The organism is Cobetia sp. L2A1, assembly GCF_009796845.1.
GTDB lineage: Bacteria > Pseudomonadota > Gammaproteobacteria > Pseudomonadales > Halomonadaceae > Cobetia.
The window spans coordinates 564318-587303 of sequence record NZ_CP047025.1 but is presented as its reverse complement, the minus strand read 5'-3'; the positions used below and the strand labels follow the sequence as shown (position 1 = coordinate 587303).

Sequence of the window (22986 nt, the reverse complement as noted above, 5' to 3'; positions counted from 1 at the left end):
AATCACCTGACACTATTGAGCATCGCCATCTGGATAAGGGTTTGTTATGGTCTTCATTCGATATTGAACGACCATACAATAACCGGTAACTCAAGGTGACCTCACATGCATGGCAACCCTTCTTCACGCACTCGCCGCCCGCTATCACTATTGGGCGTCATGAGCGTACTGCTTACCGTTACTTCCGTACCGGCACTGGCCGACGAGAAACCCTTGCGCAGCATTGATCCCAGCCATGACACCGACAAGGTCGTGGTCGCTCACCGCGGGGCTTCAGGCTACCTGCCGGAACATACCCTTGCCGGCAAGGCGATGGCCTATGCGCAGGGCGCTGACTTCCTCGAGCAGGATATCGTGATGAGCAAGGACGATAAGTTGGTCGTGTTGCACGATCGCTTCCTTGATCGCGTCACCAATGTCGCCGATGTCTTCCCGGACCGCGCACGCAAGGATGGTCGCTATTACGCCATCGATTTCACGCTGGCAGAGCTACGGCAGTTGGCATTCAGTGAAGGCTTCACCCTCGAGGATGGCAAGAAAGTTGCCGACTACCCGGAGCGCTTCCCGCTCGGCAAGTCGCACTTTGGCCTGCATACCTTGAGTGAAGAGATCGAGATGATTCAGGGCCTCAATCACTCCACAGGTCGTGACGTCGGCCTGTATGTCGAGGTCAAGGCACCCTGGTTCCACCAGTCAGAAGGCAAGGAAATTTCCAAGACGGTACTGGAGACGCTCAAGCAGTACGGCTATGTCAACCATGACGATAACGCCATCGTGCAGGTCTTCGATCCGCGTGGACTCAAGCGCATTCATGACGAGCTGCAGCCGGCACTGGGCATGGACCTGCGTCTGGTACAGCTGATGGGTGAGACGAGCTGGGACATGACCTTCCAGCCGGGCACTGATGGCACACTTGAGCCCTACAGCTACGACTGGATGTATCAGAAAGGCGCGATGGAGCGTATTGCAGGCTATGCCGACGGCATTGGCCCGTGGAAGCCGATGGTGATCGAAGATAGCTCTACCAAGGGCGATATCAAGGTCACCACACTGGTTGATAACGCACACGATGCCGGGCTTATCGTGATGCCGTATACCTTCCGTCTCGATGAAGGCCGCATTCCTGCCTGGGCCAGTGACTACGATGACATGCTACGCGTATTCTTCGAGGAAGCTGGCGTCGATGGCATCTTTACCGACTATCCGGACCGTGCCGTACAGTGGCTAAAACAGAATGGCGATACGCTGTAAGCCAAACGCAGAGCGATAGGTCAGATACGGAATGGTCTTGAAATGTCACGGCACGAAAAACCGGGCTCCCTTCAATGGGAACCCGGTTTTTTATTATCCAGGATGTCACCAACTAAGGTGCCTTACGTATCCTCGGGCACCGCGATTGTCACTGCCCTGCTGCTTCGGCGGCCAGCCCCTTGAGAAGACCCGCCACCTTGTCCAGCGGTAGCGTGCAATCACCGAGATCATGGCGGTTGGCCAGATACTGCGGATCATTCCACTCAATCACGCTGCCACCTTCCACTGCACGAATCACCATCTTCTGTGGCAGGTCCAGCGCCGCACTACCGTTACACTGCATCAGCAACGTACCGACCTTGGGGTTACCAAAGATGACGGTATGCGTAGCGGGCAGTTCGAGCCCTACCTGCTTCGCCCCAGCTTCATGATCGATCACAGTGAATAGCGTCAGACCCTTGGCTGACAGCGCTTTTTCCAAACGCGCCTGCACGGTAGAGACATCATCACGACTAGTAAGCGACTCAATACCATGCGCTGTGGCCTGAACACCGGCGGTAACTTCGGGAGCCGTTGCTGCGGCAGCTCCTGAATCGGCATTGGCTGACATGCCAGCACCCGCCATCAGCGGCAGTGACATCAGCGCCAGCAGGCGAGCAGAACGTGATATTGCAGTGAATGTCTTGAGCATGGAACATCCTTTTCAGTGATTCGTGGAACGAGACGTATCGCTTCTTCAGGTGCCAATACGTCACCAGATTAGCAAGTGCCTGAGCCAAGCGCACCTATCTCCATGCCACGTCACCAGAACTGAATCCAGAGCCAAAAAAAGGGCAGACCCAATGGGCCTGCCCTTTCGGTGACATGCCATACACCTCAGGGGCATACGGCTGTCAGGAAATCACGGCTTACCAGCCAGTGACTTCCTTGATGGCATCGCCGATCTGCGCGAGTGAACGCACAGTCTTGACGCCAGCAGCTTCGAGGGCTGCGAACTTCTCGTCAGCAGTACCCTTGCCGCCAGAGATGATGGCGCCAGCATGGCCCATGCGCTTGCCCGGAGGCGCAGTCACACCAGCGATGTAGGACACGACCGGCTTGGTGACATTCGCCTTGATGTAGGCAGCTGCTTCTTCTTCAGCAGAACCGCCGATCTCGCCGATCATGACGATGGCTTCAGTCTTCGGGTCCTTCTCGAACATCTCGAGGATGTCGATGAAGTTGGAACCCGGGATCGGGTCGCCACCAATACCGACACAGCTGGACTGACCGAAACCATGATCAGTTGTCTGCTTGACGGCTTCATAGGTCAGGGTGCCTGAACGCGACACGATACCGACCTTGCCCGGCAGGTGGATGTGACCCGGCATGATGCCGATCTTGCACTCACCCGGAGTGATGACACCTGGGCAGTTCGGACCGATCAGACGCACGCCCAGCTCATCGCACTTGACCTTGACTTCCAGCATGTCGAGGGTCGGCACGCCTTCAGTGATGCAGACGATCAGTTTGATACCTGCATTGGCCGCTTCAAGGACAGAGTCCTTGCAGAAGGCTGCCGGGACGTAGATGACAGACGCTTCAGCGCCAGTCTCGGCCACGGCTTCTGCCACAGTATTGAACACCGGCAGACCAAGGTGAGTCTGGCCACCCTTGCCCGGCGTCACACCGCCAACCATCTTCGTACCATAGGCGATGGCTTGCTCAGAGTGGAAAGTCCCCTGGCCGCCAGTGAAACCCTGGCAGATCACCTTGGTGTTCTTGTCGATCAAAATGCTCATTACTTGCCCTCCGCAGCTTTGACAACCTGCTGCGCCGCGTCAGTCAGGCTGGTAGCAGCGATGATGTTCAGACCGCTTTCGGCCAGCTTCTTGGCGCCGAGTTCAGCGTTGTTACCTTCCAGACGCACCACGACCGGCACGTTGACACCGACCTGCTCGACGGCACCGATGATGCCTTCGGCGATCATGTCACAACGCACGATACCGCCGAAGATGTTCACGAGAACAGCCTTGACGTTATGGTCGGAGAGGATGATCTTGAATGCTTCAGCAACGCGTTCTTTGGTAGCACCGCCACCCACGTCGAGGAAGTTGGCCGGCTTGCCGCCGTTCAGGTTGACGATGTCCATGGTGCCCATCGCCAGGCCTGCGCCGTTGACCATGCAGCCGATGTTGCCGTCGAGGGCAACGTAGTTCAGTTCGAACTTGGCAGCATGGGCTTCACGCTCGTCTTCCTGAGACGGATCGTGCATCGCCTGCAGGTCCGGGTGACGGTAGACAGCATTGGCATCAATGTTGATCTTGCCGTCGAGGCAGTGGAGATTGCCTTCGGAGGTGATGACCAGCGGGTTGATTTCCAACAGCGCGAAATCCTTGTCAGCGAACATCTTCGCCAGACCCAGGAAAATCTTGGTGAACTGCTTGATCTGAACAGCGTTCAGACCCAGCTTAAAGGCCAGTTCACGTGCCTGGTACGGCTGAGCGCCGACCAGCGGATCGATCTCGGCTTTCAGGATCTTTTCCGGCGTCTCTTCGGCAACCTGCTCGATTTCCACGCCGCCTTCGGTGGAAGCCATGAAGACGATGCGACGAGTGGTACGGTCAACGACGGCGCCAAGATACAGCTCTTCGGCGATATCGGTGCAGTTCTCGACGAGAATCTTGGTGACCGGCTGACCATTTGCATCAGTCTGGTAAGTCACCAGGTTCTTGCCGAGCCACTGGGTAGCGAAGTCAGCTGCAGCCTGAGGGCTTTCGATCAGCTTGACGCCGCCAGCCTTGCCGCGGCCGCCCGCGTGGACCTGTGCCTTGACGACCCACTTGTCGCCGCCAATCTTCTTGCACGCTTCAGCAGCGTCTTCCGGGGTGTCAACGGCAAAGCCCTTGGACACCGGCAGGCCATAGTCGGCAAAAAGTTGTTTTGCCTGATATTCATGAAGGTTCATCGTGTCATGCCATTGGTTGCATTAGACTCGAACGACAGCCACAGATGTGGCTATCACCGTTCGCCCCGGCCTGGCCGGGGCGAGGCGCCTCTTGTTCGGAAGGACGCTTACTTGCGCTTCTTGCGGTTTGCGATATGAATCGCATGCCCGTCAACGGCCAGCGCGGCTTCGTGTACAGCTTCCGACAATGTCGGGTGAGCCGTGCAGATGAGCGCGAGGTCTTCGGCGCTTGCACCGAATTCGAGGGCGGTCACGCCCTGGGCAATCAATTCACCGGCGTGTTGGCCGATGATGTGAACACCCAGTACGCGATCGGTCTCAGCGTCGGCAATGATCTTGGCCATGCCTTCAGTCGCATTGTTGGCCATGGCACGACCGCTTGCCGCGAACGGGAAGCTGCCTGTCTTGACTTCAATGCCTTCGGCCTTGGCCTGCTGCTCGGTCTTGCCGACCCAAGCAACTTCCGGGAAGGTGTAGATGATGCTCGGGATGGCGTCGTAGTTCATCTCGGCCTTGTGGCCAGCGATGATATCGGCAACCATCACGCCCTCTTCGGAGGCCTTGTGAGCCAGCATCGGGCCGCGCACCACATCACCGATGGCGTAGATGCCCGGCACGCTGGTCGCGCAGTGATCGTCAACGTGGATGAAACCACGCTCGTCCAGATTGATGCCGACATCGCTGTCGAGCAAGCTCTGGGTGTACGGACGACGACCGACAGCGACAATGATCTTGTCGAAAGTCTGCTCTTGCTCGCCATTGGCGTCGGTGTACCTGACGACAACTTCGTTATCCTTGATATCAGAACCGGTCACGCGTGCACCGAGCTTGATGTCCATACCCTGCTTCTTGAGCAGCTTCTGCGCTTCTTTGGCGACGGCAGCATCCACCATCGGCAGGAAGCTATCAACGGCTTCCAGCACAGTGACTTCAGAGCCACAACGGCTCCATACGCTACCCAGTTCCAGGCCGATGACACCGGCACCGATCACGCCCAGACGCTTCGGCGCTTCGCTGAACTCGAGTGCGCCAGTGGAATCGACGATCAGACCTTCGGTCAGCGGTGTCGGCGGAATCTCGACCGGCACGGAGCCAGACGCGATGACGATGTTGTCAGCCGCGTAAGTCTCTTTCTCGCCATTATGGCCAGTGACTTCAACCTGCTTGCCCGGCAGTACCTTGCCGGTACCTTCCAGGGCAGTCACGCCATTGGCCTTGAACAGACCAGAAATGCCGCCGGTCAGGTTCTTGACGATCTCGGCCTTGCGCTCGACCATCTTGGCCACGTCGATCTCGACACCGTCGGCCTTGATACCCAGCTCAGCGAAGTGGTCACGCGCTTCAACATACTTGTGCGACGTTTCCAGTAGCGCCTTGGACGGGATACAGCCAACGTTCAGGCAGGTGCCGCCGTGAACTACCTTGCCTTCCTTGTTCACCCACTTCTCGACGCAGGCGGTCTTCAGACCCATCTGAGCAGCGCGGATAGCGGCAACATAGCCACCAGGGCCAGCGCCAATGACGATTACATCAAATTTATCGGCCATGTCTCTTCCTGTTGGTGCAGTTCGATTCGGGTTGGCAACCCGGCGAGTGTCAGTGCCACTCGCCGAGGCCGCTCACACCCTCGAGATCATCGAGGGCGCAAGGCGTTGCAGTCTCAGACGTCGAGCAGGAAACGTGCCGGGTCTTCCAGCAGGTCCTTGATGGCGACGAGGAACTGGACTGCATCCTTGCCGTCGATCATGCGGTGGTCGTAGGACAGCGCCAGATACATCATCGGACGGATGACGACCTGACCGTTCACGGCCATCGGACGCTCCTGGATCTTGTGCATGCCCAGGATAGCGGTCTGCGGCGGATTCAGGATCGGCGTGGACATCAGCGAGCCGAAGGTACCGCCATTCGTGATGGTGAAGGTACCACCCTGCATCTCATCGATGCCCAGCTTGCCAGCACGCGCACGCTGACCATAGCCGACGATGGTCTTTTCGACATCGGCAAGCTTCATGCTGTCGGTATCACGCAGCACCGGTACGACCAGACCACGGTCAGAGGAGACGGCGATGCCGATGTCCTGGTAACCGTGATAGACGATATCGGTACCGTCGATGGACGCATTGACATCCGGGAAGCGCTTGAGCGCTTCAGTACAGGCCTTGACGAAGAAGCCCATGAAGCCGAGCTTGGTATCGTGCACCTTCTGGAAGGTGTCCTTGTACTGCTTGCGCATCTCCATGACAGCCGTCATGTCCACTTCGTTGTACGTGGTGAGCATGGCAGCAGTCTGCTGAGCCGTGACCAGACGCTTGGCGATGGTCTGACGCATACGGCTCATCGGAACGCGCTTCTCGGGACGCTCGCCTTCGAAGGCCGGAGCGGCCTTCGGAGCGGCGGCCGGCTTGGCAGCGGCAGGCTTGGAGGCAGACTTGGCGGCAGTCCCTTCCTTGACGGCCTTGGCCACGTCTTCTTTCGAGACACGACCACCCTTGCCTGTCCCGATCAGCTTGCTGACATCCAGATCGTGCTCGGCGACCATCTTGCGGGCGGCCGGTGCGAGGATCTTGTCTCCGACCTTCTCGTCCTTGCCTTCATCAGACGCGGATTCACTGTCACTGCTGTCAGCTTGCGGAGCAGCCGCACCGGAAGCACCAGCGCTGAACAGTGCCAGCACGGCCTCGCTCTCGCAGGTATCGCCTTCCTGAACCTTGATCTCGCTCAGGGAGCCAGCAGCCGGAGCCACGACTTCCAGCACAACCTTGTCGGTCTCGATCTCGACGATCAGCTCGTCGCGCTCACAGGCTTCACCGACCTTCTTGTGCCAGGTCGCCACGGTGCCTTCAGCAACAGATTCCGGGAAGCTCGGCGCTTTGACTTCAAGCGTCTCGCCTTTACCACCAGCGGCCGGCTTGCTTTCGGCCTTGCTGTCAGCGGCAGGCTTGCTCTCGGACTTGCTGTCAGCGGCCGGCGCTTCCTTGCTGTCTTTCTTGCTCTCGGAAGATGCAGCGGCATCACCGATGGAGCCCAGCACCTGTTCAGATTCGCAGGTATCGCCTTCCTGAACCTTGATCTCGCCCAAGGTACCGGCCTGCGGTGCCACGACTTCCAGCACGACCTTGTCAGTTTCGATCTCGACGATCAGCTCGTCACGCTCGACGCTGTCGCCGGGCTGCTTGTGCCAGGTCGCCACAGTGCCTTCGGCGACAGATTCCGGAAAAGACGGCGCTTTGATATCGATAGCCATTGGAGTTCCTTAACTCAATTCTCTCTCGGTGCCCTTGCGGGTCGAATGCCTTACTTGTTAAAGGCGTCGTCGACCAGCTGGCGCTGCTGCTCGTTATGAACGGACATGTAGCCCGCGGCAGGTGCCGCAGAGGCCGGGCGTCCGGCAAAGGCCAGGCTCATGCCGAGCCCCTGACGATGCTGGTCAGCGACCTGACGCATGTGGTGCTGACTCTGATACCAAGCACCCTGGTTAAGCGGTTCTTCCTGACACCACATCACCTGCTCGAGATTTTCATAGTCGGCGATGGCGGCCTGTAGCTCTTCCTTCGGGAAGGGATACAGCTGCTCAACGCGGATGACAGCGACATCTTCACGGCCCTGCTCTGCACGGTAGCCAGCCAGGTCGTAATAGACCTTGCCTGCACACAGTACGACGCGCTTGACCTTGGAAGCTTCAAGATTGCCCTTGTCGGCCAGTACCATTTCGAAGCGGCCACCGGCCAGCTCGTCAAGGGTAGAGGTCGCTTCTTTATGACGCAGTAGCGACTTGGGTGTCAGCACGACCAGCGGCTTGCGCAGCGGGCGAATCACCTGACGACGTAGCAGATGATAGATCTGCGCCGGCGTGGTCGGCATGCAGACCTGCATGTTGTGCTCAGCGCACAACTGGAGGTAGCGCTCGAGACGTGCGGAGCTGTGCTCCGGACCCTGACCTTCATATCCATGCGGCAGCAGCATCGTCAGACCGCACAGACGGCCCCACTTGCTCTCACCGGAGGAGATGAATTGGTCCATCACCACCTGTGCGCCGTTGGCGAAGTCACCGAACTGGGCTTCCCAGATCACCAGTGCCGTCGGCATGGTGGTGGAGTAGCCATATTCGAAGGCCAGCACCGCTTCCTCGGAGAGGTAGGAGTCATGGATGGTGAATGTGGCCTGACCATCCTTGATGTGCTGCAGCGGAACCCAGATGTTGCCATCTTTCTGGTTGTGGATGACGGCATGACGGTGTGAGAAGGTACCGCGCCCCACATCCTGACCCGTAATCCGTACCGGATTATCGCCATCGACCAGCGTCGCGTAGGACAGTGTTTCAGCAAAGCCCCAGTTGATCGGCATTCCACCGGCAGCCATCTTGCGGCGGTCTTCGTAGATCTTGTTGACCTGACGCTGAACCGAAATACCATCTGGCACTTCACACATCTTCTGTGCAAGCGCCTGCAGGTGCTTCATGTCCATCGAGGTATCAGCATCGCCGGTCCATTCGTGGCCAAGATACGGTGCCCAGTCAACAAACAGCCCTGTGTTCGGCTGCTTCACCAGCGCATTGGCAACGTGATTGCCTGCATCAAGATCAGCACGATACTGATCAACCAGATGCTGAGTCTCTTCCGCCGTCAACACGCCTTCTTCTACTAGCCGTGCAGCATACAGCTCGCGAGCAGTCTTCTGGGTCTTGATCTTGGCGTACATCAACGGCTGCGTACCGGACGGTTCATCAGCTTCGTTGTGGCCACGCTTGCGGTAACACACGAGATCGAGCACCACGTCGCGCTTGAACTGCTGACGGTAGTCGATGGCAACCTGGGCTGCATGCAGCACCGCATCCGGATCATCACCATTGACGTGAATGATCGGCGCTTGAACCATCTTGGCGATGTCAGTGCAGTATTCGCTGGAGCGCGCATCATCTTCACGCGAGGTGGTGAAGCCCACCTGGTTGTTGATGACGAGATGTAGCGTTCCGCCTGTCTTGTAGGCGCGTGTCTGAGACATCTGGAAGGTTTCCATCACCACGCCCTGGCCCGCAAACGCTGCGTCACCATGGATGGAGATTGGCAGTACGGTATCGCCTTCGGTGTCTTCACGACGATCCTGACGCGCCCGCACGGAACCTTCGACCACCGGAGAGACGATCTCCAGGTGAGACGGGTTGAATGCCAGCGCCAGGTGGACTTCGCCGCCCGGTGTCATGACATTCGAGCTGAAGCCCTGGTGATACTTGACGTCGCCGGAGCCCTTGGCAATCTGCTTCTTGCCGTCGAATTCCTCGATCAGCTCGGACGGGCTCTTGCCCAGCAGGTTGATCAAGAGATTGAGGCGACCGCGGTGGGCCATGCCAATCACGACTTCCTTGGTACCGTACTTGCCACTGCGCTGGATCAGCTCATCCATCATCGGAATGAAGGACTCACCACCTTCCAGACCAAAGCGCTTGGTACCCGGATACTTGCTCGCCAAATAGGTCTCGAGGCCTTCAGCTGCTGTCAGACGCTCAAGGACATGGTGGCGGACATCGCGTGAGAAGTTCGGCTTGGAGCGCACGGATTCGAAACGCTGTTGCAGCCAGCGCTTCTCTTCCGTGTTGACGATGTGCATGAATTCGGCGCCGATGCTGCGGCAATATGTCTGCTCCAGCGCGGCGTGAATTTCCTTGAGCGGTGCGACTTCCTTGCCCAGGAACAGCGAACCGGTCTGGAACTCTACATCCATGTCAGCTGCGGACAGCTGATGGAAGGAAAGCTCGAGATCGGGGATCGGTGCCGGCTTGCGCAGACCAAGGGGATCGATATCCGCCTTCTGATGGCCACGGAAACGATAGGCATTGATCAGCTGGAGAACACGAACCTGTTTCTTGTTCTCATTGCTTTCGCCCGCCGAGACAGTCGCCGGGCGGCGACTGGTGCGACCTATCTCGTAAAATTGCTCACGGATAGGCGCTAGCGGAACATCCTGGGAGGGGCTGCCGTCATGACGCGGCAGAGTGTCAAAGTAGTTGCGCCACTCGTCGGTCACCGCATTGGGATCGACAAGATAACGCTCGTAGAGATCTTCTACGTAGTGGACGTTCCCCCCGCTCATATGGGAAGTGCGCCACATCAACTCCATTGTGCCTTCTTGCATCTCTCGGTCACCCTGACTGATGGGGTGGGGTAGGCGCCTGACATACGCTGTCGGCGTCACTCGATTATGCCCTGTATGACGAAGCCATCGTGGCCTTCACCATCTGAGTCTTCTTTTATCGTCAAAAGCCGGTGCACAAGGCACCGGCTCCAGCAAGCTGTGCGCCGCAACAAGGTGTGACACCCTGCCGCAGCTGACGTGCAATCATAACAAGCTAACGCTCAGCTTTTAAGTAGCGTTTGCCAGCAAAAGCTCACGAATCTTGCCAATGGCACGTGTCGGGTTCAGTCCCTTGGGGCAAACCGCGACACAATTCATGATTCCGCGACAGCGGAACACGGAGAACGGGTCGTCCAGGTCAGACAAACGCTCTTCGGTTGCCGTGTCACGTGAATCCGCCAGGAAGCGATATGCCTGCAGCAAACCGCTCGGACCGACGAACTTGTCCGGATTCCACCAGAAGGACGGGCAAGCCGTCGAACAGCATGCACACAGGATGCACTCGTAGAGCCCATCCAGTTTGTCGCGCTCTTCTGGCGACTGCAGGCGTTCAATGGCTGGTGCCGGCGTGTCATTGAGCAGGTACGGCTGAATACGCTCGTACTGCTTGTAGAACAGGCTCATGTCGACGACGAGATCACGCACCACCGGCAGGCCCGGCAACGGGCGTAGCACCAGCTTGTTGTCCTTGACGACTTCAGACAATGCGGTAACGCAAGTCAGACCATTCTTGCCGTTCATGTTCATGCCGTCGGAACCGCAGACGCCTTCACGGCAGCTGCGACGATAGGCCAGCGAGCTGTCCTGTTCCTTGAGCATTTCCATCACGTTCAACACCATCAGGTCACGACCTTGGGTGTCTACCTGAAACTCCTGCATATACGGCGCAGAATCGGTTTCAGGGTTGTAGCGGTATATGGATACCTGAAGCATGGTTTCCCCTCCGGGCAAACTGTATCGGTACGGGCATTAGCCGGTACGTACCTGATGAACACGAACTCAGCAGGCACTGAACTCAGTAGGTACGAATCTTCGGCTCGAAACGCTCGACGGTCTTCGGTGCGAAGTTCACGTCACGCTTGCCGACGCGCTTGTCGCGCGGGAAGAACATGGAGTGCTTCAGCCAGTTCACGTCATCACGATCCGGGAAGTCGTAACGGGAGTGAGCACCACGACTTTCCTTGCGGGCCAGGGCCGCAATCGCAGTGGCTTCAGCCACTTCCATCAGATTATCCAGTTCCAGTGCTTCGATACGCGCGGTATTGAAGACCTGAGACTTGTCGGACAGACCCGCCTTGGCGATACGCTCACGCAGATCGGACAGCTGCTTGACGCCTTCTTCCATCTTGTCTTCCTGACGGAAGACACCGAAGGAGTTCTGCATGATCTGCTGCAGCTCACGCTTGAGCTCCGGCACGGACTCGCCGCTATCGGATTCGTTCCAGCGATTCAGACGCACCAGCGCCGTATCGATGTCGCTCTGAGTCGGCTCGAGATACTCGATACCTTCATTCAGTGCACTTTCGATGTATTTGCCCGCAGCACGACCGAAGACCACCAGATCCAGCAGCGAGTTGCCACCCAGACGGTTGGCACCGTGAACGGACACACAGGCCACTTCACCGACGGCATAGAGGCCGTTGACGATATGGTCGTTGCCGCTGTCGTCCTGCGCGATAGCCTGACCATGCACGTTGGTGGCAATGCCACCCATCATGTAGTGGCAGGTCGGTACGACAGGGATCGGCGCGTTGGTCGGATCGACGTGCGCGAAGGTCTTGGACAGCTCGGAGATACCCGGCAGGCGCTTGTTCAGCACTTCCTCACCCAGGTGATCCAGCTTCAGGAAGACGTGATCGCCATTCTCGCCACAACCACGGCCTTCAAGGATCTCAAGCACCATCGAGCGTGCGACAACATCGCGGCCCGCAAGGTCCTTGGCGTTCGGCGCGTAACGCTCCATGAAGCGCTCGCCGTCCTTGTTGACCAGATAGCCACCTTCACCGCGGCAACCTTCGGTGACCAGAACGCCCGCACCGTGAATCCCGGTCGGGTGGAACTGCCACATTTCCATGTCCTGAACCGGCAAGCCAGCACGCAGCGCCATGCCGATACCGTCACCGGTATTGATCAGGGCATTGGTGGTGGAGGCATAGATACGACCTGCGCCACCGGTGGCCAACACAGTGGCCTTGGACTTGACGATGACGGTTTCGCCCGTCTCGATACACAGGGCAATCACGCCGACGACATCGTCATTGGCATTCTTGACCAGATCGATGGCGTACCACTCGTCGAGGAAGACAGTGCCGTTTTTCAGGTTGGCCTGATACAGGGTGTGCAACAGTGCGTGACCGGTACGGTCAGCTGCAGCGCAGGTACGTGCTGCCTGGCCGCCTTTACCGAAGTCCTTGGACTGGCCACCGAACGGGCGCTGGTAGATGCGACCGTTGTCGAAACGGGAGAACGGCAGACCCATGTGCTCAAGCTCGAAGACCGCTTTCGGGCCTTCGGTACACATGTATTCAGCGGCATCCTGGTCAGCGATATAATCGCCACCCTTGACGGTGTCATACATGTGCCAGCGCCAATCGTCATCCGGATCAGCAGAGCCGATGGCACAGGTGATACCGCCCTGAGCAGAGACAGTGTGCGAGCGGGTCGGGAAGACCTTGGACAGCACGGCAGTCTTCTTGCCGGACTGGGACAGTTCGAGACCGGCACGCAGGCCAGCGCCGCCGCCGCCGATGATGATCGCGTCGAATGTCAGGCTACGCATGGTGGACATGTATCAGGCTCCCCAAAGGACTTGAACGCCCCAGACCAAGAAGATAAACAACGCAAGGATGACGAAGATCTGGAAACCGAGACGCAGTGCGGTCGGCTTCATGTAATCCGTCGCTACGGTCCAAAGACCGATCCAGGCGTGTGCGGCAATCGCGATGAATGCCATCAGAGAGAAGACGCGCATTGCCGTGTTCTCGAACAGACCACTCCAGGTGGTGTAGTCGAGGTTCGGGTGCAGCAACAGATAGCCGACCATGAACACGGAATAGACCGCCAGAATAACGGCGGAGACGCGCTGCAGCACCCAGTCAGACAAGCCGCTGCGACTAAAATTGGTGATGTTGTTTACCATACCCAGACTCCCGCCAGGACCACGAGAACAGCACTGATCACGACAGTGACCTGCGCTTTGCGATTAGCACTTTCCAGTTCGACACCAATGTCCATGTCCATCAGCAGGTGCTTGATGCCTGCCACGAAATGGAAACCGAGGGCAGACAGCAAGCCCCAGGCCACAATCTTGGCCAGGAAATTGGTTGCCAGGGTCTCACGCACTGCCTCAAACCCTTCCGGGGAGGACAGCGAGGCATCAAGTGCCCACAGCGCGAACACCAGGCCGACAAACAGGATCACACCGGTAATACGGTGAGCGATCGAGGTAAGCGCAGGGAGAGGGAACTTTATCGTCGTCAGATCGAGATTTACGGGTCGTTTGCTATTCACGGCTCTTACACACTCTCTTGGCCCAACACGGACGCAAGCCCGTAGGGGCGGTGGTTTGAGGAAGGGTCTCGGGCGCAGGCCATCCACGGTACCGAGCCGAATATCCCGCCAGTCGCGCGACGGTAGATTATAGGGGTTGGCCATTGGCATGACAAATGGCACAGCGTCGCAGCACCGCAACTACGAATTGCGCAAAATGCAGTGATCAGGACGCGACCTGTCGCCATGCGGACGGTAAACGTCGGAAATCTGACGCACAGCGTAGCACTGCCCGTCTCTACTCCGTGTGGTGAATTGACAATCTTTCGCGGGCTTCTATAGTGGGCGGGATTGATGCAAGCCCGGCATGGCAAGCAAGTCAAAGAGTTACGCGAAAAATGAGGAGGTCGGCATGACTGACAAGAAAGCACATTTGACAGTAACAGTAGATGGTAAAGACAAGGTCATCGAACTTCCGGTCTATTCCGGCACGCTCGGACAGGACGTCATTGATGTCCGTGGTCTGACCGCCGAAGGCATGTTCACCTACGACCCGGGCTTCGTCTCTACCGCCGCCTGCGAGTCATCCATCACGTTCATTGATGGACAGAATGGCGTGCTGCTCCATCGCGGCTACCCCATCGACCAGCTGGCGGCCAGCTCCAACTACATAGAGCTGTGCTATCTACTGTTGTTCGGAGAGCTTCCGGATACGCAGGAGTATGACAAGTTTGCTCAGGTGATCAGCAATCACACCATGGTCCACGAGCAGATCGTCAACTTCTTCAAGGGCTTCCGTCGTGATGCTCATCCGATGGCGATCCTGTGTGGTGTGGTCGGCGGCCTGGCAGCCTTCTATCACGACAACCTGAACATCAGTAACGAGAAAGAACGCTACGTCAGTGCCGTACGTCTGATCGCCAAGATGCCGACGCTTGCAGCCATGTGCCACAAGTACAACATCGGTCAGCCGTTCATGTACCCGCGCAATGATCTCTCCTACGGCGAGAACTTCCTGTACATGATGTTCGGCAACCCGTGCGAAGAGTACAAGATCAATCCGGTGTTCGCGGATGCCATGGACACGATCTTCATGCTGCACGCTGACCACGAGCAGAACGCCTCCACGTCCACCGTGCGCTTGGCGGGCTCCACCGGCGCCAATCCGTTCGCCTGCATCAGCGCCGGCATCGCCGCACTCTGGGGCCCGGCACACGGCGGCGCCAATGAAGCTGTGCTGACCATGCTTGACGAGATCGGCGACGACTCTGAAGAGAACATCCAGCGCTTCATCGACAAAGCCAAGGACAAGGAAGACCCATTCAAGCTGATGGGCTTCGGTCATCGCGTCTATCGCAATTTCGATCCGCGCGCCAAGGTCATGAAAGAGTCCTGCGACCGCGTTCTCGAGCAACTGGGCATGGCGAACGACCCGCAGCTCAAGATTGCCAAGCGCCTGGAGCAGATTGCACTGGAAGACGAGTACTTCATCGAGCGCAAGCTATACCCGAACGTCGACTTCTACTCCGGCATCATCCTCAAGGCCATCGGCATCCCGACCAACATGTTCACGGTCATCTTCGCGATGTCCCGTACCATTGGCTGGATTTCCCATTGGAACGAGATGATTGCCGGCGGTTATCGCATCGGTCGTCCGCGCCAGCTCTACACTGGCCATCCGAAGCGCGACTATCCGACCAAGTAAGCTCGGCGTATGAGTCCGGCTGCGAGACGCAGCCGAGACAGCATCACCAGAAGCCGCCTCTCACGAGGCGGTTTTTTTGTGCCGGATCATCCGCAGCCCACGCTCACCTCAAGACTGATGGATGCTCCATGAACGGGGCAGGACGTGCTAGCGTAGATTCACGCCGCTGACGCCCTCCAGCATCAACGGCTTTCACGCTACTCGGTATCACCTCTGCCGCTCACCTCTGGAGCCTTGACATGTCAGCTGATACAAGAACACTCCGCACAGCCGCCTTCATTGGCCTCGGCGTCATGGGCAGCCCCATGGCCGGGCATCTCGCCGCCGCGGGGCTCGATGTTCGTGTCTATAACCGCACTCGCGCACGTGCCGAACAGTGGTGCGAGAGGTATGGCGGCAGTCATCACGCCACCCCGAGCGAGGCCGCTCAAGGCGCTGATATCGTGCTGATGTGCGTTGGCAACGATGATGACGTACGTAGCGTCACTCTCGGTACTGATGGCGTATTGGCAGGCATGTCGGCCGGCAGCCTGCTGGTAGACCACACCACCGCCAGTGCTGATCTCGCCCGTGAACTGGCCGTGGCGGCACGTGAGCAATCCGTCGGCTTCGTGGACGCCCCAGTCTCTGGCGGCCAGCAGGGCGCCATCAATGGCGTGCTGACCATCATGTGTGGCGGTGATCAGGCGGATTACGATCGTGCTGCACCGGTACTGACGCATTACGGCCGCATGGTGAAGCGTATCGGCGAAACCGGTGCCGGCCAGACCACCAAGATGGTCAATCAGATCTGCATCGCTGGATTGGTTCAGGCGCTCTCCGAAGGTCTGCACTTCGCCGAACAGGCTGGACTGGATCGCGACGCCGTGATCGAGGTGATCTCCAAGGGTGCCGCTGGCTCCTGGCAGATGGACAATCGCCACGCCACCATGATCAAGAATGAGTACGAGCATGGCTTTGCCGTCGACTGGATGCGCAAGGACCTGGGTATCTGCCTGGCGGAAGCCCGTCGTATTGACGCCACCCTGCCCGTCACCGCACTGGTCGATCAGTTCTATGCCGATGTGCAGAAGATGGACGGCGGTCGCTGGGACACCTCTTCATTGCTCAAGCGCCTGGACACGTAGTTTTTTACTGACACCTACCTGTGCTTTGGCCTGCTGAGTACGCGTCCGTCTGACCGCTGACAGCAGACAGATCTGCGAACGAATTCGCGGGCACAAAAAACGCCCTGTCCAACGTCAAATTGACGGTCAGACAGGGCGTTTTTTCATGCGGCATTGCAACAACACTGACAAGAGCTGGACTCGTCATGCTTTTCCACACTATCTGTGGATAACCTCGTTGATAACCCTTAGACAAGCTCGCTAAACCTGCATGACAGCAGGCTTACCAACAGATTGCACAAAATTTAACCAGCTCATAACTTATTGATATAAAAGAAATTTTTGGTAACGCAACGTAAGCGCAAGCCATGATGGCTGCACTTTGGAGAGCAATAACAGAGATATTGGCGTGACGCCCGAACAGTGGACAAGACACAAAGCCTGTCAAGAGCGACTTGGGGATAACATACTTTTTCGCCCATATACCGGGTGTGCATAAGCGAAAATCAGGGACAAAAAAAACACACCCCGCAAGGTGTGCTTTTTTGTTGACTTCACGAGACCTGAAAGGTGACTCGCGATGTCTGAAGAGTGGCGTCCCATAGGGGGTTCGAACCCCTGTTACCGCCGTGAAAGGGCGGTGTCCTAGACCACTAGACGAATGGGACGCAGTTGCTTGAAAAACTTGGTGGAGCCTAGCGGGATCGAACCGCTGACCTCAACACTGCCAGTGTTGCGCTCTCCCAGCTGAGCTAAGGCCCCGTCTCTCAAGAACGAGGCGTATCTTACTGACCCACCTCGTTCTCGTCAACCGTTCTCGTCAATACTTTTTATCGCACTACCGACAGCCTGCCAATGGCGACCTATCTCGATGACATGACAAGAGATCAGATCACACCCTAGCCCCTCACAGCTCGCGATATTCCTTTTCAAAGCGCTTGGCCGCTTTCTTGGAGACACCGCCCAGTACCGCGACAGCGTGACGTAAACGTGCACGCGTCATGTCGGAGCCCAGAATGACCATCGCATCCATCACCGAGGTAGAGGTCGCGGAACCCGTCACGGCGACAAACACCGGCGCGAGGAAGTCCTTCATCTTGAGTTCGAAGTGTGCCGACAGCAGCTTCACTTCCGTCAACAGATGCTCCTTGTCCCAGGTGGACAGATTCTCGAGCTTCCAGGTCAAGAACTGCATCTGGCGCACGAGGTCTTCGCCTTCCAACTTGGACTTGGCGAAGTCCTGCGGCGTGATGGCCGGCAGACCGGAGAAGAAATGACCCGCCAGTGGAATCGCCTCGGACAGCGTCTCGATGCGCGGCTTCACTTCCGGCAGGATCTGCTTGACGTAGGTCTCGTTGAAGGCCCACTGACGCAGCTCGGTCAGCAGCTCGTCTTCGGTGAGATCACGAATGTACAGCCCGTTGAGCCAGCTGAGTTTCTCGACATCGAACACCGGGCCGCCCAGCGAGACACGCTGGATATCAAAGTGCTCCTGCATTTCGCTCAACGTGAACTTCTCGCGCTCGTCCGGCATGGACCAGCCAAGACGGCCGAGATAATTGATCACTGCCGCCGGCAGGTACCCCATGCGACGGTAGTAAAGAATGGAGGTCGGGTTCTTGCGCTTGGACAGCTTGGTCTTGTCCGGATTGCGCAGCAGCGGCATGTGGCACAGCTCCGGCATCTGCCAACCAAAGTACTCATACAGCAGCTGATGCTTGGGGGCGGAGTTGATCCACTCCTCACCGCGCATCACGTGGGTGATCTCCATCAGGTGATCATCCACCACGTTGGCCAGGTGATAGGTCGGCATGCCATCGGACTTGAGCAGAATCTGCGCATCCACCTGCGCCCATTCCACTTCAATCTCGCCGCGCAGCATGTCCTTGACCACGCAGGTACCGGTTTCCGGCACATTCATGCGAATGACGTAAGGCGCATTGGTCACTTCACGACGGGCAACTTCATCTGCCGGCAGTGCGAGATCAGACGGCTTGAGCGCCATGTGCAGGCCTTCGGCCTTACGTGAATCGCGCAGCTCATCAAGCTCTTCACTGGTGCGGTAACACTTGAAGGCGTGGCCGGCATCCAGTAGCTGCTGGCAATGCTTGGCATAGATATCGCCACGCTCGCTTTGACGGTACGGGCCATGCGGACCGCCGACATCGGGACCTTCAGACCACTCAATGCCCAACCAGCGCAAGGAGTCGAGAATCATCTGCTCGGATTCGCCGGTAGAGCGCGTTTGATCGGTATCTTCGATACGCAGGATGAACTCGCCGCCGTGCTGACGGGCGAAGCACTGGTTGAACAGGGCGATGTAGGCGGTGCCGACATGGGGATCGCCAGTCGGAGACGGCGCGATGCGCGTACGAACAGTCATGTGGAGTCCAGTAATTCGAGAAGAGTATCGGGAAGCGTTCCGGGATGATCAACGGTACTGCCGTAGGCAGTACGCACTGGGGCCATATTATACGCAAGGTGAAGATGTGCGACAGTGCGTCACCGTGTACCGCCACTCTCACGGCGGTAAGCTGAGGGTGCATCAGCTGACACCTGGCTCATCAACGCCGGTGACAGCCTGGTATCGTGCTCTCCCGATTCCCCTCTGCCCCTTTCCTCGGCAGGAGCCAGAATGACTCGATCCGCCGCTTCTCCTGACAACACCTTGAACCCTTCAGTCACGCCCACCTCGGACGTGACTCAATCAGCCTCGACACTAAGTCCACAGGTTGAGGTCCACCATCAAGCCACCACGCCTCCAGCAGACTTCGTTGCGCGCCGCTGGCTAGAAACGCTGGCCAAGGGCGGTGGTCGCTGGCCACAGCTCGCCATTCTGTGTGCGCTACTCTCGACGCTCGTGCTACTGGCACAGGCGTGGGCTATCGCGCATCTGGTGCAAGGTGTGGCTATCGACAAGGCCGGACTCGAAGCATTGTGGCCCGCGATTGGCGTACTCGTCGTCAGTCTTTCACTGCGCGGCGCACTGAGCGGCTTGCGTGGTTACGCCGGTACGCGCGCCAGCCAGAGCATTCGCCGACGCCTGCGTGAGCGTCTACTGGAGCGCTTCGCCGAGCTTGGCCCGCTGTGGGTGCGCCGCCAGCACCGCGCCAGCCTGGCCAATCGCGTCTGGGATCAAGTCGAATCCCTGCACAGCTATTACGCCGACTTTCGGCCGCAGACCCGCCTCGCTGGCCTGATACCGCTACTCTTGCTGGCGGTAATCTTTCCGCTCAACTGGGCGGCGGGCCTGATTCTGGCCGTGACTGCCCCGCTGGTGCCAATCTTCATGATTCTGGTCGGCATTGCGGCCCGTAAACGCTCCCAGGAACAGTTTCAGGAGATGGACCGCATGGGACGCCACTTCATGGATCTGCTCACTGGTCTCAAGACCTTGAAGCTGTTCGGTGCCGCGCGGCGCGGCGCGCAGGTCGAGGCGGTCAGTCATGCCTTCCGCAAGCGCACCATGAAAGTGCTACGCCTCGCCTTCCTGTCCTCCACGGTACTGGAGTTTTTCACCGCGATATCGATCGCACTGCTGGCGGTCTACCTGGGCTTTCACTTCCTGGGCCATCTGCAGTTCGGTACCTGGGGCGATTCACCGCTCACGTTGGAAACTGCGCTATTCATTCTGGTGCTGGCCCCCGAGTTCTATCAGCCGCTACGTGAGCTTGGCGTGCACTATCACGCCAAGGCCGAGGCAGAAGCGGCAGCGACAGACCTCGCGCCTATCCTGGGCAACTCGCCCTTCCTGACACAAGACATGCTCTCAGGGGCTCACAATGCGGAACCGGCACGCCAGGAGACAGACAGTCGCGCTGCCAACGTTGACCTGCAACAGATCTCCCTTGAAGCACTGACGGTGCGCTATCCGGGCCAGCATCCCTCTAGCGCACCTGCACTCGGCCCGTTGTCATTCAAGGTTTCAGCCGGCGAGAGAATTGCCATTACCGGTGCGTCCGGTTCCGGCAAGTCCACCTTGCTCAATCTACTGCTGGGCTTCGTCAGCGCCAGCGATGGCGTGCTATCTCTCAACGGTCACCCGCTCAGCAACGGCCTACCCGCCGGAATGATCACTTGGGTCGGACAGGATACGGTGATTCTGTCTGGCACCCTGGCCGATAACCTACGTATCGCACATCCGCACGCCAGTGATAGCGCGCTGGAAGCGGCACTCAACAATGCCGATCTATTGTCTTGGCTGCACAGCCTGCCTGCCGGCCTGGCAACGCGTCTGGGCGAAGGCGGCCAGCCTCTATCAGGCGGTCAGGCACGTCGTCTCTCACTGGCGCGCGCCTTCCTGCACGATGCACCGTTGGTTCTGTTGGATGAGCCGACCGCCAGTCTCGATGCCGAGAGCGAAGCGCGTGTCATCGCAGCACTCCAACGACTGGGCGAGCACCGTACCCTGTTACTGCTGACCCATCGTCCGGAACTACTCTCGCTATGTCAGCGCCGGATTCGACTGGAGGAAGGGCGGTTGGCCGAAGACTGTCCCCTGAGCGATGCCCCGACACGAGGTGAGTCATGAATCCATCACCAGACAATAGCGGAGCGGAGACCCACGCAGATGCTCGCCCCGCATTGCGTGAGCTACGCCCTTACCTTGCACTGATGCGCGAGCATCGTGGCTGGCTAGGCGTCGGCGCGCTACTCGCGCTGATCACCCTGCTGGCCGCCACCGGCTTGCTCGCGCTCTCCGGCTGGTTCCTGTCAGCCACTGCGGTCGCAGGCCTCAGCGTTGCGGCGACACAGGCCTTCAATTTCTTCACGCCGGCCGCGGGCGTGCGCGGCTTGGCACTCGCAAGGACTGCCGGACGCTACGGCGAACGCCTCACCACCCATGAGGGCACACTGCGACTGCTGGCCAGCCTGCGGCGACGTCTGTTCGAGGCCATCGAGCCTCTGTCACCTGCGGCCCTGCAACATGCTGGACAAGGCGAGCTGATGACGCGCCTTGGCGCTGATGTCGATGCCCTCGATAGCCTCTATGTGCGCGTCCTGATCCCTTCACTGGTCGCGCTGTGTGCAGTACTGGCAGCGGGTACGCTGATTGGTATCTTCGCACCAGTATTGGCAGCAGTCGCCATTCTCGGCCTGACCATCACTGGCGGACTGGTCCCCTGGCTTGCCTGGTGGCGTGGCAGTGCTGATGCCATGCGCCATCAGGCCTCAGCCAGCCAGCTACGGGCCCGCTTGCTGGAGCGACTCCAAGGATTGGGAGAATTGGTCATCTATGGTCGCTGGGCGAGCGAGCTGGCTGGGCTTTCCGAGCAGCAAGCAGCGCGTGACGACATCGAGCTGGCTCAGGCGCGTCGTCACGCGCTTGCCAACTGGTTGAGCCATACCCTGCTGGGCCTGACACTGGCAGGAATTGCCCTCCTCGGCGTGATGCAGATGTCACCCTCTGCCAGCAACACCGTGGGGGGCGCATCAGCCCTCGACGGACGTCTGTTGGCCCTGTTTCTGCTCGCGGTGCTGGGGGCTTTCGAGGCACTCGCACCGCTGCCGCTCGCCTGGCAAGGGTTGGGCCGCTGCCTGTCAGCGGCGGCGCGCCTCAATCGTGTGCAGGCCAACACACCGGCGCCGTTGTTCCCTGCCGAACAGAAGAGCGCCCCCCCGGAAGGTGACGATCTCAAGATTCAGCAGTTGAACGTTCGCCACGGCGACACCACGGTGCTTGACGACTTCACGTTGTCTCTAGAGTCGGGCGAACATCTCGCACTGCTCGGCCCGTCCGGTAGCGGCAAGAGCACCCTGCTGGATGTGCTGTGCCGCTTCCATGCCCCGGCCTCTGGCACCGTCACGCTGGGGGGCGTCCCGTTGGAGTCATTGGAGGAAAGCACCCTGCGTGCAAGCTTCGCCGTCTGCCCGCAGGACACGCATCTGTTCTGCGCCAGCTTTGCTGACAACCTGCGCCTGGCCAGCCCGACGGCCAGCGACGATACGCTGATGGCGATGCTCGAAAGCCTCGGACTTGGCGAATGGTTGGCCCGTCAGCCCGAAGGTCTTGCCAGCTTCCCTGATGAAGGTGGACGCTCGCTGTCCGGCGGTCAGCTCAGGCGCTTTGGCGTCGCGCGCGCCCTGCTCTGCCCCGCACCCATCGTGTTGCTTGATGAACCTTGCGAGGGACTGGATCGCGCCAGCGCCGAACAGGTAATGACGGCTATTCTCACGGCCTGCCAAGGACGTAGCCTGATCATGATTACTCATCAACCGCTAGGGCTTGAGCGCTTTGCGCGCTTGGCACTGTTGGAGGCAGGATGCTTGAAAGAGGATGCGACGCCGACAACACTCAACACAGGCTCACGACTGGCGCGGCTGATGGCGCGCGCGTGAACCCGTCGATGCAACGTCTG

16 protein-coding genes and 2 tRNA genes are annotated in these 22986 nt (G+C 58.7%); 5 read left to right on the top strand and 13 right to left on the bottom strand.

The window, feature by feature from the left end; translation table 11 throughout:
• Nucleotides 1-105: 105 nt before the first annotated feature.
• Nucleotides 106-1251 carry a glycerophosphodiester phosphodiesterase gene (gene glpQ / locus GQR90_RS02575; RefSeq protein WP_199269463.1) on the top strand — a complete coding sequence of 382 codons (1146 nt, stop codon included), beginning with the start codon at nt 106-108 and terminating at the stop codon, nt 1249-1251.
• Nucleotides 1252-1399: 148 nt separating this feature from the next.
• Here the strand turns inward: glpQ and GQR90_RS02570 are convergent, their stop codons facing one another.
• The 10 genes from GQR90_RS02570 to sdhC form a co-directional block, all read right to left on the bottom strand.
• Nucleotides 1400-1942: a DUF302 domain-containing protein gene (locus tag GQR90_RS02570; RefSeq protein WP_233266400.1), complete on the bottom strand. Its 543-nt coding sequence runs from the start codon at nt 1940-1942 to the stop codon at nt 1400-1402.
• Nucleotides 1943-2159: 217 nt separating this feature from the next.
• Nucleotides 2160-3032, bottom strand: a complete 873-nt coding sequence (gene sucD / locus GQR90_RS02565) for a succinate--CoA ligase subunit alpha (RefSeq protein ID WP_158772760.1) — start codon at nt 3030-3032, stop codon at nt 2160-2162.
• Entirely contained in the window at nt 3032-4198 is a 1167-nt protein-coding gene (sucC, locus tag GQR90_RS02560; RefSeq protein ID WP_158772759.1) for an ADP-forming succinate--CoA ligase subunit beta, read from the bottom strand. Before sucC ends, sucD begins: the two co-directional genes overlap by 1 nt.
• Nucleotides 4199-4305: 107 nt before the next feature.
• Nucleotides 4306-5745, bottom strand: a complete 1440-nt coding sequence (gene lpdA, locus GQR90_RS02555) for a dihydrolipoyl dehydrogenase (RefSeq protein ID WP_158772758.1) — start codon at nt 5743-5745, stop codon at nt 4306-4308.
• A 113-nt stretch (nt 5746-5858) separates the two neighbouring features.
• Nucleotides 5859-7442: a 2-oxoglutarate dehydrogenase complex dihydrolipoyllysine-residue succinyltransferase gene (odhB, locus tag GQR90_RS02550; RefSeq protein WP_158772757.1), complete on the bottom strand. Its 1584-nt coding sequence runs from the start codon at nt 7440-7442 to the stop codon at nt 5859-5861.
• Between the two features lie 50 nt (nt 7443-7492).
• Nucleotides 7493-10327: a 2-oxoglutarate dehydrogenase E1 component gene (locus GQR90_RS02545; protein ID WP_158772756.1), complete on the bottom strand. Its 2835-nt coding sequence runs from the start codon at nt 10325-10327 to the stop codon at nt 7493-7495.
• 228 nt (nt 10328-10555) lie between these two features.
• The gene (locus tag GQR90_RS02540) at nt 10556-11260 is read right to left on the bottom strand and encodes a succinate dehydrogenase iron-sulfur subunit (RefSeq protein ID WP_158772755.1); all 705 of its coding nucleotides are present in this window, start codon (nt 11258-11260) and stop codon (nt 10556-10558) included.
• An 82-nt stretch (nt 11261-11342) separates the two neighbouring features.
• The gene (gene sdhA, locus GQR90_RS02535; RefSeq protein WP_158772754.1) at nt 11343-13115 is read right to left on the bottom strand and encodes a succinate dehydrogenase flavoprotein subunit; all 1773 of its coding nucleotides are present in this window, start codon (nt 13113-13115) and stop codon (nt 11343-11345) included.
• A 3-nt stretch (nt 13116-13118) separates the two neighbouring features.
• Nucleotides 13119-13466 (bottom strand): succinate dehydrogenase, hydrophobic membrane anchor protein, encoded by a 348-nt coding sequence (gene sdhD / locus GQR90_RS02530; protein ID WP_024952445.1) that lies wholly within the window; start codon nt 13464-13466, stop codon nt 13119-13121.
• Nucleotides 13460-13837 carry a succinate dehydrogenase, cytochrome b556 subunit gene (sdhC, locus tag GQR90_RS02525; protein WP_199269462.1) on the bottom strand — a complete coding sequence of 126 codons (378 nt, stop codon included), beginning with the start codon at nt 13835-13837 and terminating at the stop codon, nt 13460-13462. Before sdhC ends, sdhD begins: the two co-directional genes overlap by 7 nt.
• A 391-nt stretch (nt 13838-14228) precedes the next feature.
• On the opposite strand from sdhC, the gene gltA reads away from it, so the two are divergent.
• Nucleotides 14229-15521, top strand: coding sequence for a citrate synthase (gene gltA, locus GQR90_RS02520; RefSeq protein ID WP_158772752.1), 1293 nt, complete (start codon nt 14229-14231; stop codon nt 15519-15521).
• A gap of 239 nt (nt 15522-15760) precedes the next feature.
• Nucleotides 15761-16648: an NAD(P)-dependent oxidoreductase gene (locus GQR90_RS02515; RefSeq protein WP_158772751.1), complete on the top strand. Its 888-nt coding sequence runs from the start codon at nt 15761-15763 to the stop codon at nt 16646-16648.
• Nucleotides 16649-17219: 571 nt separating this feature from the next.
• On the opposite strand, the gene GQR90_RS02510 is transcribed toward GQR90_RS02515, so the two are convergent.
• The 3 genes from GQR90_RS02510 to gltX form a co-directional block, all read right to left on the bottom strand.
• Nucleotides 17220-17295: transfer RNA gene (locus tag GQR90_RS02510), tRNA-Glu, on the bottom strand.
• 18 nt (nt 17296-17313) lie between these two features.
• Nucleotides 17314-17389, bottom strand: a tRNA-Ala gene (locus GQR90_RS02505).
• Between the two features lie 145 nt (nt 17390-17534).
• Complete coding sequence (gltX, locus tag GQR90_RS02500; RefSeq protein ID WP_158772750.1) at nt 17535-19010, bottom strand: glutamate--tRNA ligase; 1476 nt, start codon at nt 19008-19010, stop codon at nt 17535-17537.
• A 252-nt stretch (nt 19011-19262) separates the two neighbouring features.
• On the opposite strand from gltX, the gene cydD reads away from it, so the two are divergent.
• Together cydD and cydC are read left to right on the top strand one after the other, a co-directional pair.
• A complete protein-coding gene (gene cydD, locus GQR90_RS02495) occupies nt 19263-21158 on the top strand; it encodes a thiol reductant ABC exporter subunit CydD (protein WP_158772749.1) in 1896 nt (631 codons plus the stop codon).
• Complete coding sequence (gene cydC / locus GQR90_RS02490) at nt 21155-22966, top strand: thiol reductant ABC exporter subunit CydC (protein WP_158772748.1); 1812 nt, start codon at nt 21155-21157, stop codon at nt 22964-22966. The genes cydD and cydC overlap by 4 nt, the downstream gene beginning before the upstream one ends.
• The last annotated feature ends 20 nt before the right edge of the window (nt 22967-22986 follow it).

Bases quoted from the DNA above. Each gene is read 5' to 3' on its own strand.
- GQR90_RS02545 (WP_158772756.1), bottom strand. From the start codon at position 10,327: ATGCAAGAAGGCACAATGGAGTTGATGTGGCGCACTTCCCATATGAGC.
- GQR90_RS02540 (WP_158772755.1), bottom strand. From the start codon at position 11,260: ATGCTTCAGGTATCCATATACCGCTACAACCCTGAAACCGATTCTGCG.
- sdhD (WP_024952445.1), bottom strand. From the start codon at position 13,466: ATGGTAAACAACATCACCAATTTTAGTCGCAGCGGCTTGTCTGACTGG.
- gltA (WP_158772752.1), top strand. From the start codon at position 14,229: ATGACTGACAAGAAAGCACATTTGACAGTAACAGTAGATGGTAAAGAC.
- gltX (WP_158772750.1), bottom strand. From the start codon at position 19,010: ATGACTGTTCGTACGCGCATCGCGCCGTCTCCGACTGGCGATCCCCAT.
- lpdA (WP_158772758.1), bottom strand. From the start codon at position 5,745: ATGGCCGATAAATTTGATGTAATCGTCATTGGCGCTGGCCCTGGTGGC.
- odhB (WP_158772757.1), bottom strand. From the start codon at position 7,442: ATGGCTATCGATATCAAAGCGCCGTCTTTTCCGGAATCTGTCGCCGAA.
- cydC (WP_158772748.1), top strand. From the start codon at position 21,155: ATGAATCCATCACCAGACAATAGCGGAGCGGAGACCCACGCAGATGCT.
- sucC (WP_158772759.1), bottom strand. From the start codon at position 4,198: ATGAACCTTCATGAATATCAGGCAAAACAACTTTTTGCCGACTATGGC.
- cydD (WP_158772749.1), top strand. From the start codon at position 19,263: ATGACTCGATCCGCCGCTTCTCCTGACAACACCTTGAACCCTTCAGTC.
- glpQ (WP_199269463.1), top strand. From the start codon at position 106: ATGCATGGCAACCCTTCTTCACGCACTCGCCGCCCGCTATCACTATTG.
- GQR90_RS02515 (WP_158772751.1), top strand. From the start codon at position 15,761: ATGTCAGCTGATACAAGAACACTCCGCACAGCCGCCTTCATTGGCCTC.
- sdhA (WP_158772754.1), bottom strand. From the start codon at position 13,115: ATGTCCACCATGCGTAGCCTGACATTCGACGCGATCATCATCGGCGGC.
- GQR90_RS02570 (WP_233266400.1), bottom strand. From the start codon at position 1,942: ATGCTCAAGACATTCACTGCAATATCACGTTCTGCTCGCCTGCTGGCG.
- sucD (WP_158772760.1), bottom strand. From the start codon at position 3,032: ATGAGCATTTTGATCGACAAGAACACCAAGGTGATCTGCCAGGGTTTC.